This is a genomic window from Solihabitans fulvus (assembly GCF_008386585.1).
Lineage (GTDB): Bacteria > Actinomycetota > Actinomycetes > Mycobacteriales > Pseudonocardiaceae > Solihabitans > Solihabitans fulvus.
In genome coordinates this window covers 147,468-166,674 of sequence record NZ_VUOB01000005.1, presented here as the reverse complement: position 1 = coordinate 166,674, position 19,207 = coordinate 147,468, and the positions used below count along the sequence as shown (strand labels likewise).

The window sequence follows — 19,207 nt, the reverse complement described above, 5'->3', positions numbered from 1 at the left end:
CTCAGCCCCGCCCGTCGTCCTCGGACAGCACGCGCTCCCGTGCCCAGGCGGCCGCGTCCTCCGGTCGCGCGGGCACGGTGGCCACCCACCGGTAGGTGGCCGGCGCGCGCGTGTCGTCGCGGCCCCTGATTGCCGCCACGAACTGCTGGTGCAGCTCAGCGAAGAGGGGTTGAGCGGCCGAGGCGAGATAGCCCACCAGCCGGTGCCCGTCGGCGTCCTCCTCGACCATGACGGCGCAGGCCTCCGATCCGGTCACCGTGCGCCACACCTCGCTGGTGGCGGCGACGTCGACCCAGCCGGTAGCGAGCCGAACCCAGCCGGCGTCGCGCGCCACCTCCGGCACCCCGGTCACGCTGGCGAGGTCGGCGCCGTCCACGTCGCCGGAGCTGGCCGCCGCGACGAGCAGGCGCTCCATGCCGCACAGCAGCAGCCGCATCGTCTCGCGGGAGAGATATGCGGTGTCGCAGAACAGCAGCAGCGGCATGGTCGCGCCGTGCTGGGCGGTGAGCAGCAGCCGGATGTCCTTCCTGGTGACCTTGGCCTGCCAGGCCCGGTCCCACCCCGACCAGGTGTCGGGCGCGCTCAGCCCCGACCCGTTGGCGGAGCGCTCCTCGGGCTCTGGCTCGACGGGGTCGGACTGGTCCAGGGCCTCCTGCCCGGTCTGCATGTCGTTGTAGTAGACGGCCAGGTCCAGGAACGCGCCCCGGCTCAGCTGGATCTCCTCGCGCACCGCCGCGACCGCGGCGGGATCGCAGTAGGCGAACTGGTTCGCGGCGCTGATCGCCTTGGCCGCCCCTCGGGCGATCACCGCGAACGACGCGCCGGTCAGGTCGATGTGCATCAGGCCCTCGGACAGCAGCGTGCCGAGCATCCGCCGGCGGTCGCGGTCGGTGCGGTTGCCGGCGAACAGCTGCACGACCGCCGCGCGGTGCCCGGTGTGCTGGCCCAGCACCAGGGCCAGGGCGCCGAGCACGAGAGCCGCCTCGGGCACCCGCCAGCGCTTACGCAGCACGCGCACCGCGCGTGCGAGGGAGATCGACTGCATCTCGGCCATGACATAGCGCAGCTCGTCCGGTGGCGGCGGGGGGAAGTCGAACATCGACGGCGGGCACTGGGTCAGGACGGTCCGCCAGTACCGCACCGCCCGGTCGCTGATCGCCGCCCCCGCCGGGGCGAGCTCATGGCGCGTCTCCTGCCCGGACTGCCAGCGCGGCACCAACTCGCCGCCCCGGCCACTGGCCAGCTTGCTCATCTCGTCGATGACCGACTCCATGCTCTGCACGTCGATGAGCAGCCGGTTGTACGCCGTGACAATGAAGTCGGGCCGCCCGGCCACGGTCACCACGCTGACGCGGACTGGCCACTCCCGGCACGTCCACGGCCGAGCGGACAGCTCCTTGGCGATGGTGTCCGCGACCGATTCGGCGTCGCCTGGGTCGCTCACGTGGATCTCGATCGGGAACTCGCCGGAGCCGGCGATCAGCTGGCCGGCCAGCTCGCCGTCGGCGATCTCCAGGGTCGTGCGCAGGGCGTCGTGGCTGTGCAGCACCTGGCCGATGGCGTCGGCGAGGGTGTCGAGATCGCAGCCGTCGGGGATGTAGTAGCAGACATGGCAGGACTGCCCGTTGTCGAAGACGGCCTCGTCCTGGTCGACTATTCCGTGCCACTGCCAAATGCAGAGCTGTCCCCACGTCGGGGGCAATGCCGCCGCGGCGGCGCCGGTGACGGAAATGGTCAGGAATCGGGTCGGCTCCAGCACTCCACACCCCACGCGGTCAGCAATTTCAACCGTGGCCGGAAATTCGAAACACGAGTGTGGCGTGCCGGCCCGGTCCGGTGCAGTGGCGCGGTTTGCACGCCGGGACGTGGCCATTCTGCTCGGCTGGACGCCGGCCTTGATCGCGGCCCAGGCTCTGGGTCGGCACTGGACCGGAGAAGGGCGATCGGCGATGGAGCGGTCCGTCGAACGCGTCGAGACACCGTCGGGTCACCCGGCCTGGCACGTCGTCCGCCACGCCGAGGTGAAGGCCCTGCTCGGGGATCAGCGGCTTGGCCGCAGCCATCCCGATCCGGCCAACGCCGGGCGCTACTCGAAGGACGACATCGCCGGGCGTCCGGCCGGCGGGGGCAGCTCCGAGCACGCCGAGCACGCCTGGTGGCGCAGGACCATGAACAAGGTGTTCTCCCCGGCCAATCTGGAGCGGGTCACCCCCACGGTGCGGTCGCTGGCCGCGGCGGTGGCGGAGGAGTTCGCCGGCGCGGCGCAGCCGGCCGAGCTCAACGGCCAGTACTCCACCCCGCTGGCGTCGCGGGTTATGTGCGCGCTGCTTGGCACGCCGACCAACGACGTCGACCGCTTCCGTGAGTGGACCGAGGAAGGCGCTCAGGTCACCGATCTCGAGCGGTCGATGACCGGCATGAGGCAGCTGATGGCCTACGCGGCCAAGCTGGTCGGCCGGCGCAGGGCGGACCCGGGCGAGGACGCGGTGTCCGCACTCATCGAGGCCAGCCGGGACGGCTCGAAGATCAACCAGGGGAGGGTCGTCAAGCTGCTGGCCGGCATGCTGGCGTTCGGCCGGGAGACGCCGGCCTCGGTGATCGACTGGGGCACCCTGCTGCTGCTGACCAATCCCGGGCAGCTCGAGCTGCTGCTGGCCGACCCGGCGCTGGTGGCCCCGGCGGTCGAGGAGATCCTGCGGCTGTTCAAGCCGCACGCCGCCACCGACCAGGGGTTGCTGCGCTACGCGCACGCCGACATCGAGGTCGGCGAGGTCACCGTCCACGCTGGGGACATGGTGCTGCTGGACGTGATGCTGGCCAACCGCGACGAGGACGTCTTTCCCGAGCCGGAATCCTTTGACATCACTCGTGTGCACAACCCGCATCTGACGTTCGGATTCGGCGCCTACATGTGCAACTTCACCCGGCTCGGCCGGGCGGAGATCGGGATAGGGTTGGCGACGCTGTTCGAACGCTTCCCGACTCTCGCGCTGGATCAGCGCCCGGACGAGCTACAGATCAAGGACCACCTGCGGACCGGCGGCCTCGTCAGGCTGCCGGTCACCTGGTGAACCCAAACGCGGACATGCCGCAGTTGCACAGTTGCGCCGGTGGCCGGCCGCGAGAACCGTTGTTTCTTCCGCGAATCCGTGACCGATATCGAATTCATTCGCGCGGTCACGCTCGTGGTGGTCGTTTCCCTTCCTGAGGAGGAGATGCCGTGAGCCAGCGCGCCGAGCAGCTCGCCGCCCGACTCGACGAGGAACTGTCCCGCATGGGGGAGTTCGTGTCCGGTCTGACCGCCGCCCAACTGGACGCGGCATGCAAGGACCCCAGGGGCGTGACGGTCCGCCACGTGCTGGACCACCTGCGCGAGGGAATCGACCTGCTCCTCACCTGGAGCGACAGCGTCACCTCCGGCTCGCCGGCCGGAGTCGACGTCCCAGCGCCCCACACCCACGCCCATTCCCACGACCCCGCCAACGCGGCAGCCGACGTGGCGACGACGGTCGCGGCGCTGCGCGAGGGCGGGTCGGCCTTCGTCAGCACCGTGCGCGGGCTCACCGACCAGCAGCTGGACAGCAGTCCGCCGCCGACCGAGAGCCTGACCAACGGGTCGACCCCGCTGCACGAGATCGTCGCGTTCATCGCCGACGACGTGGCCGGTCACCTGACGCACCTGAAGGAGGCGGTGGGCGCGGGCGCCCGAGTGCACCAGGACGCGACGTGACCGAGCTCGGCGAGCTGGTCGGCCAGCTCATGCAGGCGTCGGAGGACCCCTATCCGACCTACGACCGGATCCGCGAGCACAGCCGGGTCTGCTGGGTGCCCGACCTCGGCCGCTGGCTGGTCACCGGCCATCGCGAGGTCCTCGCTGTGCTCAACCACGGGCGGGTGTCGGTGGACCGCCGTCGCTACGGGACGGCGCCCGACGACGACAACGGCGGCTACCGGCCCGGCGGCCTGCCGTTCGTCGACCCGCCCGACCACACCCGGCTGCGCTCGCTGGTCCAGGACTCCTTCAGCCCCAAGACGGTGGCGCGGCTGCGGCCGGAGGTGCAGCGGCTCACCGACGAGCTGCTGACCCGGGCAGCCGAACGCGGCGAGATGGACCTCATCGCCGACTTCGCCGGGCCGCTGCCGGCCATCGTGCTCGCCGGGCTGCTCGGCATCCCCGCCCGCGACCAGGCGATGTTCCGGTCCTGGGCGATGACGATCATCGAGACCATCGACCCGGTCAGCCACCGGGTCGTGTCCGAGGACGGACACCAGGCGCGCACCGACCTGACCGCCTACCTCACCGAGGTGGTCGCGGCGCGCCGCCGGAGGCCGGAGGACGACCTGATCAGCCGGATGGTGCGCGCCGAGGAGTCCGGCCAGCGGCTGACCGCCGCAGAGCTGCTGGAGATGTGCCTGCTGCTGGCCATCGTCGGCCTGGAGACGACAACCAACCTGATCGGCAACGGGATGAGCGCGCTGCTCGCGCACCCGGCGCAGCTGCGTCGGCTGCGCGAGGACCCGGCGCTGGTTCGGGGCGCGGTGGAGGAGCTGCTGCGCTACGACGCCCCGGTCCAGCTGGCCGGGCGGGTCGCGGCGGAGGACATCGAGCTGGCCGGGCAGGCGCTGCGTCAGGGCCAGGTGATCGGGCTGGTGCTCGGCGCCGCGAACCGGGACCCGCTGGCGTTCCCCCTGCCCGACCGGCTCGACATCGCGCGCGGCCCGGCCAACCACGTCGGGTTCGGCCGGGGGATCCACTTCTGTCTCGGCGCGGCCACCGCACGGCTGGAGGGCGCGGTCGCGATCACGGCGCTGGTCACCCGGTTCCCGGACCTGCGCCAGTCCGGAGCGGTCAAGCGCCGGCAGAACGTCCACGTGCGCGGGTTCGAGTCGCTGCCCCTGGCACTGAACTGACGAGCACCGGAGAGAGCGGACCGCCATGTTGTCATCGTTGCTCGGCGAACTCGCCCGGGCCGGCATCAAGCTCAGGCTGGCCACCGGCGACCGCCTCGAGGTGGCCGCGCCCCGGGGCGCGCTCACCCCCGAGCTGCGGGACCGCATCGCCGGGCACAAGGTCGAGCTGGTCGGCTGGCTCGCCCGCGCGGACGAACACGCCACCGGCGGGCCCGCGCTCACCCCCGACCCGGCCGCCTGGACGCAGCCCTTCGCGCCGTCCGACCTCCAGGTCTCCTATCTGGTCGGCAGTCGAGAGGGCCTCGAGTACCACGTGCGGCCGCACCAGTACATGGAGTGGGACTACCCGCTGCTCGACCCGGCGCGCTTCGAGCACGCGCTGAACCGCACGCTGCGGCGGCAGCGAGCGAACCTCATGGTGCTGCGCGAGGACATGCGGCTCCAGGCAGTCGGCGACCCGAACCCGGTCAGGGTCGGGGTCACCGACGTCCGCGCACTGCCCGAGACGCAGGCGTTGGCTGAGGTCGAGCGGGTCCGGGAGCGGATGCAGCGTCGGGAACCGCCGCTGGACCGGTGGCCGTGGCTGGACGCGCACCTCACACTGCTGCCATCCGGTCGCGCGCGACTGCACTACAACCACAACAACTTCTTCTGCGACGGACCGAGCATCAACCAGCTGCTCAACGACATCCACCACTACTACGACCATCCCGACCAGCCGCTGCCCGAGCTGGCGCTGAGCTACCGCGACTGCGTGCTGGCCCTGGCCGACCTCGAGGAGACGCCGGCGGGCCGCGCCGCCCGGCAGTACTGGCTCGACCGCCTCGCCGACTGGCCCGACGCGCCGAGCCTGCCGCTGGTCGCCGGTGCCGACAGCAGGGACCGGACCCGGCTGGGCCGACGGGACTTCGTCCTGCCGGCCCCAGTGTGGGCGGCGTTCAAGCGGCGCGCCGCCGCGCGCGGGCTGACCCCGACCGCCTCGGTGTGCGGCGCGTACGCGGAGATCGTCGCCTACTGGAGCGGATCCCGGCACTTCCTGCTCAACAACATGATCACGCACCGGATGCCGCTGCACCCCCAGATCGGCGAGGTCATCGGCAACTTCGCGGCGCTCTACCCGCTGGAGGTCGACTGGCGGCCCGACGAGCCGTTCCGCGATCGGGTCCGCCGGCTGGCCACGCGGATGCTGGCCGACCTGTCCCACACCAGCTGGAGCGGCACCAAGGTGCTCCAGACCCTGAACCAGGTGCGCGGCACCCCGGGCCGCGCCGTGTGCCCGTTCGTCATCGGCAGCGGGCTGTTCATGGGGCAGCTGGACCGCCCGGCCTTCAGCCGGCTGGAGACCCCGCAGGTGTTGCTGGACTGCCAGTTCTGGGAGCAGCACGACGGAAGCCTGTGGATGGTCTGGGACGTCTTCGACGAGATGTTTCCCAACGGCCTGATCGACGCCATGCAGGCCGGCTACCGCTCGCTGCTGTGCCGGCTCGCCGGCCAGGACGCGGCGTGGGACGCCGAGGCATTCCCGCTGCTGCCCGTCGAGCAACGCGACGGGCGGGCCGAGGTCAACCGGTCGGCGGCCGCGGCGCCGGAGGGCCTGCTGCACCGCGGCCTGGCCGCGCGCGCCGCCCAGACACCGGAACGGCCGTACGTGGTGGCCGAGGACCGCACCCTGAGCTACGGCGAGACCCGTCGGCGAAGCGCCGCACTGGCCGCGCGACTGCGCGCCGAGGCGGTGCGGGCCGGAGACCTGGTGGCCGTGGTGCTAGCCAAGGGCTGGCAGCAGATCGTCGCGGTGCTCGCGACGCTGTCCGCCGGGGCCGCCTACGTCCCGGTCGACCCGGACTGGCCGGACGACCGGATCCGGTACCTGCTCGCCAGGACCGAGGCCGCTGCGGTGCTCTGCCTCGGTGCGGCGGCCGACCGGCTCGGCGGGCTCACCGACGCACCGGTCATCGACGTGGGGACGCCGGCCGCCACGGCCCTCGACACGGACCTCGCCGCCGGAGTCGACCAACGCGACGTGGCGTACGTGATCTTCACCTCCGGGTCCACCGGCCGACCCAAGGGCGCCATGCTCGACCACCTCGGCCCGCTCAACACGGTGGTCGACATCAACCGCAGGTTCGACATCGGCCCTGAGGACGTGCTGCTCGGCGTCTCGTCGCCGTGCTTCGACCTGTCGGTCTACGACGTGTTCGGCGCGCTGGAGGCCGGCGCGACGCTGGTGCTGCCAGACCCGGCGCGCAGCACGCCGGCCGACTGGCTGCGGCTGCTGCGCGACTACCGGGTGACCGTGTGGAACTCGGTCCCGGCGCTCATGGAGCTGCTCGTCGCGGAGGCCGCCGCGGCGGACGTCCGGCTGCCCGCGCTGCGCACGGTCCTGCTCAGCGGCGACTGGGTTCCGGTGCAACTGCCCAGCAGGATCCGCGAGATCGCCCCGAACGCCAGGGTGGCCAGCCTTGGCGGCGCCACCGAGGCGTCAATCTGGTCGATCTGCCATCCCGTCGACGCCGCCGACCCGGAGCCGGTGAGCATCCCCTACGGCCGGCCGCTGGCCAACCAGACCTGGCACGTGCTCGACGCGCACGGCCGCGACGCCCCGACCTGGACGGCCGGTGACCTGTACATCGGCGGAATCGGCGTCGCCGTCGGCTACCTGAGCGACCCGGAGCGGACCCGCGCGGCCTTCGTCGCCCATCCGCGCACCGGCGAGCGGCTGTACCGCACCGGCGACCGGGGCCGCTACCTGCCCGACGGGGAGATCGAGTTCCTCGGCCGGGCCGACTTCCAGGTGAAGATCCAGGGATTCCGGGTGGAGCCCGGCGAGGTCGAGCACACACTGTCCGGCCACCCGGCCGTCCAACAGGCGGTAGTGGTCGCCCGAGGGACACCGTCGGGCCGGCAGCTGGCGGCCTTCGTGCTGGCGCGGCCCGAGACCCGGCCGGACCCGGCCGAGCTGCTGGCCCACCTGTCCGATCGGCTGCCCGGCTACCTGGTGCCCAGCCACCTCAGCCTGGTCGACCGGCTGCCGCTGACCGCGAACGGCAAGATCGACCGGCTGGCGCTGGAGACCGTGCACGGGGCCGACCCCGCCACCACGGCCGATCCCGTCGCGCCGCGCACCCCGCTGGAGGAGGCGCTGGTCCTGGCGTGGCAGGAGATCCTGTCCGCGCGGTCGGTCGGCGTCCACGACGACTTCTTCGCGCTGGGCGGCCAGTCCTTCGCCGCGCTGCGGCTGGTCACCCTGCTGCGCGAGCGGCTGGGCCGGCAGGTGTCGATCGGCACGCTGCTGGAGTCCAGGACGGTGGCCAGGCTCGCCGAGCGGCTCGACGCGGAAACGGCCAGCTGGTCGCCCCTGGTGCGGCTGGCGGAGGGCGGCGCGGCGGATCCGCTGTTCCTTGTCCATCCGGCCGGCGGCGACGTGCTGTGCTACCGGGACCTGGCCGTGCTGATCGACCGGCCCTGCTACGCCTTCCAGGCGCCAGGCCCCTCGGTCGGACGCCCTGTGCCGCAGACCGTCGAGGGCCTGGTCAGGGAGTACCTGCCGGCGCTGTGGTCGGCGCGGCCGAGCGGCCCCTACCTGCTCGGCGGCTGGTCGTCGGGTGCCGCGATCGCCTTCGAACTGGCCCACCAGCTGGAGCGCCGGGGCGAGACGGTGCGGCGGGTGGTGGTGCTGGACGCGCCCGCCCCGGTCGCGCCGTGCGAGGTGGACGAGGTCACCTCGCTGCTGTGGTTCCTGGAGAACCTGGACATCGGGTTCGACCCGGCCCTGGTGCCGGCACAGGTCAGGCGCGAGCTCGCGGCGCTGCCCGGCGACACCCGCCTGGACGCGGTCCTTGAGGTCGCGGCGCAGCAGGGGGCGCGCGAGACCGACGCGGGCCGGGCTGGTCTGGGCGGCCTGCTCGCCGTCTTCGCGGGCGTGGTGCGGGCCTGCCACCGCTACCGCGCGCCGACCATCGCGGCGGACCTCACCGTCGTGCGGGCGGCCGAGGGCGTCGTGACCGAGTTCGGCGACCACCCCGACGCGGGCCGCCCAGACTGGGGATGGTCCGCGCTGACCAGCGGGCGGGTGGACGTGGTCGCCGTGCCCGCCACACACCACGCGATGCTCGGCGCCCCGCACGCGACCGCCGTGGCCGCCGCGATCGCCGAGCGGGTTCGACACCCGAGCACCCCCGTCGGGTGACCGCCGGGACGGACATCGGGAGACAGGAGATCGGGATGGCGCAGGACCTACTCCTCGAGCTCCACCGGCGCGGCGTCCGGCTGCGGCTGACCGACGACGGCCGCCTGGACGTGCTGGCGCCGGCCGGGGCGCTGACCGAGGAGCTGCGGACGCAGCTGCGGAAACACCGCGACCACCTCGTCGCCATGCTCAGGCTCAGCGCGGGGGCGGAGCACCTCGCCGAGATCGCTGCCGACCCCGCGCGCCGGCACGAGCCGTTCCCGCTGACCGACATCCAGCACGCCTACTGGGTGGGCCGCGCCCCGGCCGTGGAACTGGGCGGAGTCGCCACCCACTTCTACGTCGAGCTCGAGCGCGACGGCATCGACATACCGCGCCTGTCAGCGAGCCTGCGCAGGGTGATCCAGCGCCACGACATGCTGCGCGCGGTCATCCAGCCCGACGGCAGCCAGCGGGTGCTGTCCGAGGTGCCCGACTACGACATCGCCGTCGCGGACCTGGCCGGTCTTGACCCGGCCACCCAGCGGGCACGCATCGCCGGGATCCGCGCGGAGATGGGCCACCAGGTGCTGGCCGCGGACCGGTGGCCGCTGTTCGAGATCCGCGCCACCCTGCTTGACCACGAACGGATGCGCCTGCACGTGAGCCTGGACCTGCTCATCGCCGACGCGTTCAGCATGTACCTGCTCTTCCAGGACTGGCGGCGGTTCTGCGAGGACCCCGACTGGTCGCCGGAACCGCTGGCGGTGTCGTTCCGGGACCACGTGATGACCGAGCAGGCCGCGCGCGGCGGAGACGCCTACCGGCAGGCGCGGGACTACTGGCTGGCCCGGCTGGACTCCCTGCCGCCCGCGCCGGCCCTGCCGCTGGCCGTGCGGCCCGCGCAGCTGCCGCGACCGGAGTTCACCCGCCGCCGCGCCAGCCTGGCCCCGGCGCGGTGGGACGCGGTGAAGCGGGAGGCCCACCGCAGAGGGCTCACGCCGTCGAGCGTGCTGGCCACCGCGTTCGCCGAGGTGCTGCGGCTGTGGTCCAACCAGACGCGGTTCACGCTGAATCTGTCGCTGTTCAACCGCCCCCCGGCGCATCCGCAGATCAACCAGGTCATCGGCGACTTCACCTCGGTGACGCTGCTCGAGGTGGACGCCGCCCCCGAGGAGGCGTTCTGGGTCAGAGTGCAGCGGCTCCAGCGGCAGCTGATGCGCGACCTCGGGCACCTGTCCTACAGCGGGGTGCGGGTGCAGCGCGAGCGCGCCAAGCGAGTCGGCGGCGGCCCCACGGCGGCCATGCCCATCGTGTTCACCAGCGCGCTGGCGCTGAGCCCGGTGGAGGACGTGACTGACGGGCGGAGCTTCTTCGGTGGCACCGGGTACTTCGGCACGTTCACCTACGGCATCAGCCAGACCCCTCAGGTGTGGCTGGACCACCAGGTCGCCGAGGAGCAGGGGGAGCTGTTCGTCAACTGGGATGCTGTGGAGGCGCTGTTCCCCCCGGGACTGCTAGACGACATGTTCGCCGCCTATCGGGGCCTGCTCGACAGGCTCAGCGTGGAGGCGGACCTGTGGGACCGGCGCGGGTCGATGGTCTCGGTGCCCGAGCGGCAGGCCGCCGAGCGGGCCGCGGCCAACGACACCGCGGCGGACTACCCGCCGCGCACCCTGTGCGGGCTCGTGGCCGACCAGGTGCGGGCGCGACCGGACGCCGTCGCCGTGCTGGCCGCCGACGGCCAACTCACCTACCGGGAGCTGGCCGGGCAGGCCCATCGGCTCGCCAGGCGGTTGGGTGCGCTCGCCGCGGCGGCGGACACCGCACTGGTCGGCGTGGTCCTGCCGAAGGGATGCGAGCAGGTCGCCTCGGTGCTGGGCGTGGCCTGGTCGGGCGCGGCCTACCTGCCGATCGACCCCGAGTGGCCGGCGGCCCGTCGGCGGCAGCTGCTCGAACAGGGCGGGGTGCGCACCGTCGTCACCACCCCCGGGCTGCGCGACAAGCTGACCTGGCTGCCCGGCATCACCCTGGTCACCCTCGCCGACCGGGAGGTGCGCGAGGCCGATCCCGCGTGCCCGGAGGCCGCCCCGGCGCCGGAGGACCTGGCCTACGTCATCTTCACCTCGGGTTCGACCGGGCAGCCCAAGGGAGTGATGATCGACCACCGCGCGGTGGCCAACACCATCCAGGACCTCAACACCCGCTTCGCGGTTGGGCCACAGGACCGGGTGCTCGCGCTGTCGGCGCTGAGTTTTGACCTATCGGTCTACGACGTGTTCGGCATCCTCGCCGCCGGCGCCACGGTGGTGATGCCGGATCCGGAGGGCGGGCACGACCCCGCGCACTGGACCGACCTGATCAGCCGGCACGGCGTCACCGTGTGGAACTCCGTCCCGGCGCTGATGCAGGTGTGGCTGGACGCGCCGTGGACCCGCGCCGAGCCGCCGCCGCTGCGGCTGGTGCTGCTGTCCGGCGACTGGATCCCGGTGACCCTGCCGGACGCGGTGCGGGCCCGCGCTCCCCGGGCCAAGCTGGTCAGCCTCGGCGGCGCCACCGAGGCGTCGATCTGGTCGGTGTGCCACCCGATCGGGCAGGTGCCGGCGGACCTGGTGCGCATCCCGTACGGCCGGCCGCTGGCCAACCAGACCCTGCACGTGCTGGACGACCGGCTGGCCGACTGTCCGGTGTGGACGGTCGGGGAGATCCACATCGGCGGGGCTGGCCTTGCGCTGGGCTACTGGGCGGACCCGGCGCGCACCGCCGAGCGGTTCCTGCTCCGCCCCGGCACGGGCGAGCGGCTCTACCGCACCGGCGACCACGGGCGCTACCTGCCCGGCGGCGACATCGAGATCCTCGGGCGGACCGACAACCAGATCAAGCTCAACGGGTACCGGATCGAGCTCGGCGAGATCACCTCGACACTCCAGCGCCAGCCGGGCGTGCGGGACGCTGTGGTCACCGTCGACACCAATCCGGCGACCGGCCGCCGCCAGCTCGTCGCGTACGTGGTGCCCGAGCGGGGCGCCGACGGGAACTGGCCGGCCCTGGTGGCCGCCGGGAGTGACCGGCGCGAGCGGGAGGCGAGCACCGGGGCCGACGGGCTCGCCGACTACGCGGCGGTGATCCGGGCGTTCAACGAGACCACGACGCCGCTGATCGCCGCGAGCCTGGCCGGGCTCGGGGAGTTCACCGCCGAGGGCGACCGCGCCGACGCGGGCGGGATCGTCGAGCGGCACGACCTGCGGCCGCGTTACCGGGGCCTGCTCGCCGAGTGGCTCGCACTGCTGGCGGGAGAGGGCCTGCTGGCCGCGGCCGGGCGGCCCGGCGAGTACATCTGCCGGCGCCCGCTGGACGCGAGCGTGCTCGACGCGAGGGTCCGGCGGGGACTGGCCGCGCTCCCGGTGGACGGCGCGCTCGGGGTGCTCGCCGGCAACTTCGCCGACTGCGCCCGGCACCAACTGGACCTGCTGCGTGGGCGGACCAACGCGCTGGAGTTCCTCATCCCGGACGGCGGCCTGCATGTCGCCGACGCCATGTACGCGGACAACCCCATGGCGCGCATGCAGAACCGGATCGTCGCTAGCCTGGCCTGGTCCTTTGTGGACTCTCGCGCGGACGGCCGGCCGATGCGAGTCCTCGAGGTGGGTGCCGGCTGCGGGGCGACCACCGCGCAGGTGCTGCCCGAGCTGCCCCCGGACCGGGCGAGCTACCGGTTCACCGACGTGTCCAGCTACTTCACCCAGCGGGCCCGCGCGCGGTTCGCCGACCACACCTTCGTGGACTACGCCCAGTTCGACATCAACCGCCCTCCGCAGGAGCAGGGCGTCGCGGCCGACTCCGTGGACCTGATCATCGCCGCCAACGTGCTGCACAACGCCGCCGACCTCGACCAGACGCTGCGCCATCTCCGCGTGGCGCTGGACCGGGACGGCCTGCTGGTCCTGGTGGAGAACACCCGCAACGAGCCCTTCCACACGGTGACCGTCGGCTTCTACCAGGACTTCGGCGACTACCGGGACGGGCGCCGCCTGCCGTTGCTGGGACCCGACCAGTGGCGCTCCGCCCTGCGCTCCGCCGGCTTCCCCCTGACCGAGGCGATTCCCGGCGCCGGAGCGGACCCGCTCGGCCAGCACGTCCTGGTCGGCGCCGAGGGAACCGGGCGCGACGCCGACCCGGCGCGGCTGCGCGATGCGCTGGCCGAGCTGCTGCCCGGGTACATGGTGCCCACCCACTACCAACTCATCGACCGGACCCCGCTCAGCGGCAACGGCAAGGTGGACCTCACCGCCGTGCCCAGCCCGTGGGAGGGCGGCCAGGCCGCGCGGGTCGACCCGCGCGGCGAGCTGGAACGCCAGATCTTCGAGATCTGGCGGGACGCGTTGGCGCGCGACGACTTCGGCGTCGACGACAACTTCTTCGAGCTGGGCGGCGACTCGCTGCACGCGGTGCGCGTCATCGCGCGTCTGCGGGAGGAACTGGGTGTCGCGATGACCGCGGACGAGGGGCTACAGGTCCTCTTCGACAGCCCCACGGTCGCCGAGATGGCCGGCACGCTGCGGCCGGTGACGGAGCCCTGACCGGGATGGCGGGCGGCTGCTCGGTTCGCGGCTGGGACGACGTGGTCGTCGGGGCCGGCTCCGCCGGCGCCGTGCTCGCCAGCCGCCTGTCGGAGCGATCGGACCGCCAGGTCCTGCTGATCGAGGCCGGCGTGGACGGTCTCGACCCGGCGCGCCAGGGCGCTCCGGTGCTCAACGGCTACAACTGGGACTACGAAGCGATTGTCGGCGCCGACACCGCGCACTCCCGGCGGTTCCCGTACCGGATGGGGAAGGTGGTCGGCGGCTCGTCCGCGGTCAACGGCGCCATCGCCCTGCGCGGCCTCGCGTGCGACTTCGACGAGTGGGCGGCGGACGGGAACCCCGACTGGGCGTGGCGCCGGGTGCTGCCGGTGTTCCGCGCCATAGAGACCGACGGGGACTTCGGCGGCCAGGCGCACGGCGGGACCGGACCGGTGCCCATCCGCCGCTGCCGCACCGACGACCTCGACCCGGTCTCGCGCGCCTTCTGGCTCGCCTGCCGCAACACCGGCCTGCCGGAGGTGCCAGACCTCAACGCCGGCTCCGAGATCGGAGTCGGGCCGGTGCCCGCCAACGTCGACGCCGGTCACCGAGTGTCCACTGTGGACACTCATCTGGCCGCCGCCCGCGACCGGGCCAACCTCGCGATCTGGGACCGCTGCCGTGTGCGCAGGGTGCTGTTCGCCGGGCGGCGGGCGGTCGGCGTTGAGCTGGTCCGGCGCGGCCGGCTGGAACGGGTGCGGGCCGGCCGGGTGACGCTGTGCGCCGGGGCCGTGAACACCCCCGCCATCCTCCAGCTCTCCGGTCTCGGCCCGGCGAACCGGCTGATCGAGGCGGGCATCCGGATCGTGGCCGACCTGCCTGGTGTCGGCGAGAACCTCGTGGACCATCCGACCATGGCGATCTGGTCGGTGCTGCGGCCCGGTGGCGGCGCGCCGGGCCGCTCCGAGCACTCGGTGATGGCACGCCTGGCCGTGTCAGGCGGCGACCCCGACATCAGCGTCACCGTCGCCAACAACGTCGCCATCCCCGACATGCCGGGCATCGGGGCGATCCTCGGCGACCGCGTGTGCGTGTCGGTCGCCGCGACGCTGCTCGCCCCGCGCTCCCGCGGCCGGGTGGCGCTGCGCGCCGGCGACCCGGACGGCCCGCCGGTCATCGAACTGCGCCTGGCCTCCACACAGCGCGACGTCGATCTGCTCATGCGGGGCACCCGGTTCGCATGGTCGCTGATCCGCGCCGCCCCGCTCGCCGACCTGCTCGACCGGACGTTCGTGTGGACCGACCGCATGGTCCGCGACGACGCGCTGCTGGCCTCGGCGGTGCCGCGATTCGTCTCGCCCATGTGGCACCCGGCCGGAACGGCGCGGATGGGACCGGCCGGCGACCCCCTGACCGTGGTGGACGAGCGCTGCAGGGTGCGTCAGGTCGAGGGCCTGCGGGTGGTCGACGCGTCGGTGATGCCCTCGGCCCCCAGGGCCACCCCCAACCTCACCTGCATCGTGATCGCCGAGCGGGCGGCCGCGTGGATGGACGCGTCGGAGGCGGGATGACCAGCGAGCCGAGTGCCGAACCGTTCCCCATGACCGACCTGCAGGAGGCCTACCTGGTCGGCACCAGCTCGCTGGTCGACCTCGGCGGGTTCCTGCCCCACTTCTACCTGGAGTTCGACGTGGCCGGCCTGGCCGCCGAACGGATCGAGAGCGTCGTCAACCAGCTGGTCGCGCGGCACGAGCAGCTGCGCACCGTGGTCGGAGAAGACGGCGCCCAGCGCGTGCTCGACGTCGCCGAGCTGCCCCGGCTCCGGGTGCCGGTGGCCGACCTGCGCGACCAGGACCCGCGTCGCGCCCTCGCCAGGACCAGGCGCGGCATGACCGAGTCGGGGCACGACCCGGCCACCTGGCCACTGTTCGACGTGGCGGTGAGCCTGCTGCGCGAGCACCGCGCCAGGGTGCACATCGGGATGAGCCTGCTGCTGCTCGACGCGCACAGCACCTGGCAGGTGCTCGCCGAGGCGCGCGCTCTGAGCGTGCACCCGGCCCGGCCGCTGCCGCCCGTGCCGCTGACCTTCCGGCACTGGCGCCGCGCGCAGGCGGCCCAGCAGGTCGACGGGGAGCACTGGCGGTACTGGTCCCAGCGCCTCGACTCGCTGCCGCCGGCGCCCGAACTGCCGACCGCCAGACCGCTGGCCGACCTCGGCCCGGTCCGGCTCACCCAGCGCACGTGCGCGCTGACCGCGGCGCAGTGGCGGCAGCTCCGCACAACCGCGCGCCGCGAGCGGATCATGCCGGCCTCGGCGCTGGCCCACGCGTTCGCCGAGACGCTCGGCGCCTGGGCGCTCAACCCGCGCTTCTGCCTCAACGTCCTGCACGAGGGCTGGCGCGGCCGGCACCCGGAGTGGGCCGGCGTCGTCGGCCAGCTCGGCGCGACCCTGCCGGTCGAGGTGGACCTGAGCCGCGACGAGGACTACTGGCAGCGCGGCCGCCGGTTGCAAGGCCAGCTGTGGCGGGACCTCGAACACTGCGACGTCACCGCGGTGCAGGTCATGCGTGCTGTCGCGGCCAGGCGGGGCTGGACGTCGCGACCGGCGCTGCCCTACGTCTTCAACGGCATGCTCGGGTCCGGCCCGCGCGCCGCCTCAGCGCCTCGGCCGACCGGCCGGATCGCAGCCAGCGCGCTGCGCACGCCGCACGTGCTGGTGGACAGCCAGGTGCAGGACGCGCCCGGCGGCGGCATCACCTGCACCTGGTACACGGTGGACGAGGCGTTTCCCCCGGGACTGCCGGACACGATGTTCGACACCTACCGCGACCTCCTGCACGAGATCGCCGCGCCGTCCTCGGCCGCGCCGACCCTCGCGCTGGCCGCCCACCGGGCCACGGTGGCGGCCGTCAACGACACGGCCACGCCGCAGCCGAAAGGGCGACTGGAGGACGGCTTCCTGCGCCAGGCGGCGCTGCGCCCCGACGCGGTCGCGGTGGTCAGCGATGAGCGGACGATGACCTATCGCGAGCTGGAGTCCGCGTCCCGGGCCGTCGCCGGCTGGCTTGGCCGGCTCGGCCTCGGCCGGGGCGACCTGGTGCCGGTCGTCATGGTCAAGGGGTGGGAGCAGGTCGTCGCCGTACTCGGCGTGCTGCGCGCGGGAGCGGCGTACTGCCCGGTCGACGCCGGGCAGCCGGTCGACCGGATCCGGCGTCTGGTCGGCCAGTGCTGCGCGCGGGCCGTACTCGCGACCTCGCATCATCCGGCGGCGCTGGGGGAGCAGATCCCCGTGCTGGAGGTGGATCACGCCCCGGCGGGCGGCGAGCCGGTCACCGGAGTCCCCGGCGGCGTGGACGACCTCGCGTACGTGATTCACACGTCGGGGTCGACCGGCACGCCCAAGGGCGTCATGATCGAGCACCGCGCCGCGTGGAACACCGTGCAGGACATCAACGACCGGATCGCGCTGGACGCGGGCGACCGGGTGTTCGCCATATCGTCGCTGAGCTTCGACCTGTCGGTGTGGGACGTCTTCGGCACGCTGGCGGCCGGAGCCGCGCTGGTGCTGCCGCTCGCCACACCCGTGCCGGCTCCGGCGGAGTGGGCCCGGACCGCCGCCCGGCACGGCGTCACGGTGTGGAACTCCGTCCCCGCCCTCGCCGACCTGCTGGCCGAGGTCGTCGGGCACCAGCCCGAGCGCAGCCGGCCCCCGCTGCGGGTCGCGCTGCTGTCCGGCGACTGGATCCCGCTTGCCCTGCCAGACCGGCTGCGCCGGCTCTGGTCAGAGCTGCGGGTCATCGCCATGGGCGGCGCCACCGAGGCCGCGATCTGGTCGAACAGCTTCGAGGTCGGCCGGGTCGACCCGGGGTGGCGGAGCGTCCCGTACGGCACCCCCCTGCGCAACCAGCGGATGCTGGTGCTCGACCACCGGATGGAGGTTCGGCCGCCGTGGGCCACCGGGCGGATCCACATCGGCGGCGCGGGCCTGGCCAGGGGCTATCTGGGCGACGCGGAGCGCACGGCACGGCGTTTCGTCCGGCATCCGGGCACCGGGGAGCGCCTGTACTGGACCGGGGACCTCGGCCGGTACTGGCCTGACGGCACCATCGAGTTCCTGGGCCGGGAGGACCGCCAGGTCAAGGTGCTCGGTCACCGCATCGAGCCGGGCGAGGTGGAGTGCGCGGTCCGCGAGTGCCCCGGGGTGGCCGAGTGCGTGGTCACCACGGACACCGCCCCGGACGGCGGCCCGCTGCTGGTCGCCCTGGTCGTCGCCGAGGACGGCGCGCGCCTGGACTGCGACCGGACCCGGGCGTCCCTGCGCGAGCGCCTGCCCAGCCACCTGGTGCCCGGCCGGATCCACCTGGTGGCGGCGTTGCCGCTCACCGTCAACGGCAAGGTCGACACCGCCGCCGCGCTCGCCTCGCTGCCGGCCATGCAGCCCGCGCCGCTGCCCGACGGCGCGGACGGCCCGCTGACCGCCGAGCTCGCCGGGCTGTGGTCGACGCTGCTCGGCGTCCCGGCAGTCGCGCCGGACAGCGACTTCTTCGCCCTCGGCGGCACCTCGCTGCTCGCCCTGCGACTGGTCCACCGGATCCGGGACGAACTCGCCGTCGACGTCCCGCTCGGGGTCGTCTTCGAGGCCCCGACCGTGCGGGCGCTGGCCGCCCGACTGCGCGCCGGCTCCGGAGCCGGCGGCGAGACCCGGGCGGTCCGCCTCAAGGCCGGCGCCGGCCCGGCGCTGTTCCTGTTCCACCCGGTCGGCGGCTCGGTCGGCTGCTACGCGGAACTGGTCCGCGGCTGGCCGGGGCCGGTCCACGGGTTCCAGAGCTCGGCCCTGACCGGCCGGACCGCCGCGACCTGGCCGGATCTGGGGTCCATGGCCGCCGGCTACCGCGACGAACTGCTCCGGCTGGCTCCCGACGGCCCGCATGTCCTCGGCGGGTGGTCGATGGGCGGCGTGCTGGCCCACGAGGTCAGCCGACAGCTGGCCGGGCGGGGCCACCGGCCGTGCGTGGTCATGATCGACAGCGAGGTTCCCGCCGGCGCGGGCCCCGACGACGAGCGCACCCGGCACCTCGCCTTCCTGACCGACCTGGCCGCCGGGCGGCTGCCATCGGACACCGCAGCCGCGATCCTCGACGCGGACCCCGGGGCGCTCAGCCGGCGCGCCCTCGACGCGGCAACCGAGGGCGGGCTGCTCCCTGCCGGCACCGACATCCCCGGCTACCAGCGGTTGATGGGCGTGCACCGGCGCAACCTGGAGCTGCTCAACGGCCACCGGGCGGGCCACTCCGACGCGCCGACGCTGCTGTTCGTGGCGTCAGCCGCCGACCGCCCCGACCCGGCGCCGGCCTGGCGGGCGCTGTGCCGGGACCTGGACGTGGTGCGGTGGCCGGTCGACCACTACGCGATCGTGTCGGACCGGCGGCTGGCCAGCATCGCCCGCCGGATCACCCGGTGGCTGCCGGGTGCGCGGGCCGATGGGAGGCCTTGAGCAGTCCAGTCATGGGGCGTTCAACCGCGTCCCGTCGCCGCCCTGGTCAGGACCGGCGGCGTCGCTATTGTCGTC

At 73.6% G+C, this 19,207-nt stretch carries 8 protein-coding genes; 7 read left to right on the top strand and 1 reads right to left on the bottom strand.

Features of this window, described 5'->3' with window-relative positions; translation table 11 throughout:
* Window position 1: 1 nt before the first annotated feature.
* Entirely contained in the window at window positions 2–1,759 is a 1,758-nt protein-coding gene (locus F0L68_RS04220) for a condensation domain-containing protein (protein WP_188316378.1), read from the bottom strand.
* A gap of 190 nt (window positions 1,760–1,949) precedes the next feature.
* Here F0L68_RS04220 and F0L68_RS04215 point away from each other — a divergent pair, with 190 nt between their 5' ends.
* The 7 genes from F0L68_RS04215 (at window position 1,950) to F0L68_RS04185 (ending at window position 19,132) form a co-directional block, all read left to right on the top strand.
* Entirely contained in the window at window positions 1,950–3,071 is a 1,122-nt protein-coding gene (locus F0L68_RS04215; RefSeq protein ID WP_149848057.1) for a cytochrome P450, read from the top strand.
* A gap of 149 nt (window positions 3,072–3,220) precedes the next feature.
* Window positions 3,221–3,730 carry a DinB family protein gene (locus tag F0L68_RS04210; RefSeq protein WP_149848056.1) on the top strand — a complete coding sequence of 170 codons (510 nt, stop codon included), beginning with the start codon at window positions 3,221–3,223 and terminating at the stop codon, window positions 3,728–3,730.
* The gene (locus F0L68_RS04205; RefSeq protein ID WP_149848055.1) at window positions 3,727–4,911 is read left to right on the top strand and encodes a cytochrome P450; all 1,185 of its coding nucleotides are present in this window, start codon (window positions 3,727–3,729) and stop codon (window positions 4,909–4,911) included. Before F0L68_RS04210 ends, F0L68_RS04205 begins: the two co-directional genes overlap by 4 nt.
* A 25-nt stretch (window positions 4,912–4,936) precedes the next feature.
* Window positions 4,937–9,097: a non-ribosomal peptide synthetase gene (locus F0L68_RS04200; protein ID WP_149848054.1), complete on the top strand. Its 4,161-nt coding sequence runs from the start codon at window positions 4,937–4,939 to the stop codon at window positions 9,095–9,097.
* A gap of 35 nt (window positions 9,098–9,132) precedes the next feature.
* Window positions 9,133–13,656, top strand: a complete 4,524-nt coding sequence (locus F0L68_RS04195) for a non-ribosomal peptide synthetase (protein WP_188316377.1) — start codon at window positions 9,133–9,135, stop codon at window positions 13,654–13,656.
* 5 nt (window positions 13,657–13,661) lie between these two features.
* Window positions 13,662–15,209: a GMC family oxidoreductase gene (locus F0L68_RS04190; RefSeq protein WP_149848052.1), complete on the top strand. Its 1,548-nt coding sequence runs from the start codon at window positions 13,662–13,664 to the stop codon at window positions 15,207–15,209.
* Window positions 15,210–15,238: 29 nt separating this feature from the next.
* Window positions 15,239–19,132, top strand: coding sequence for a non-ribosomal peptide synthetase (locus tag F0L68_RS04185; protein ID WP_188316376.1), 3,894 nt, complete (start codon window positions 15,239–15,241; stop codon window positions 19,130–19,132).
* Window positions 19,133–19,207 lie beyond the last annotated feature (75 nt).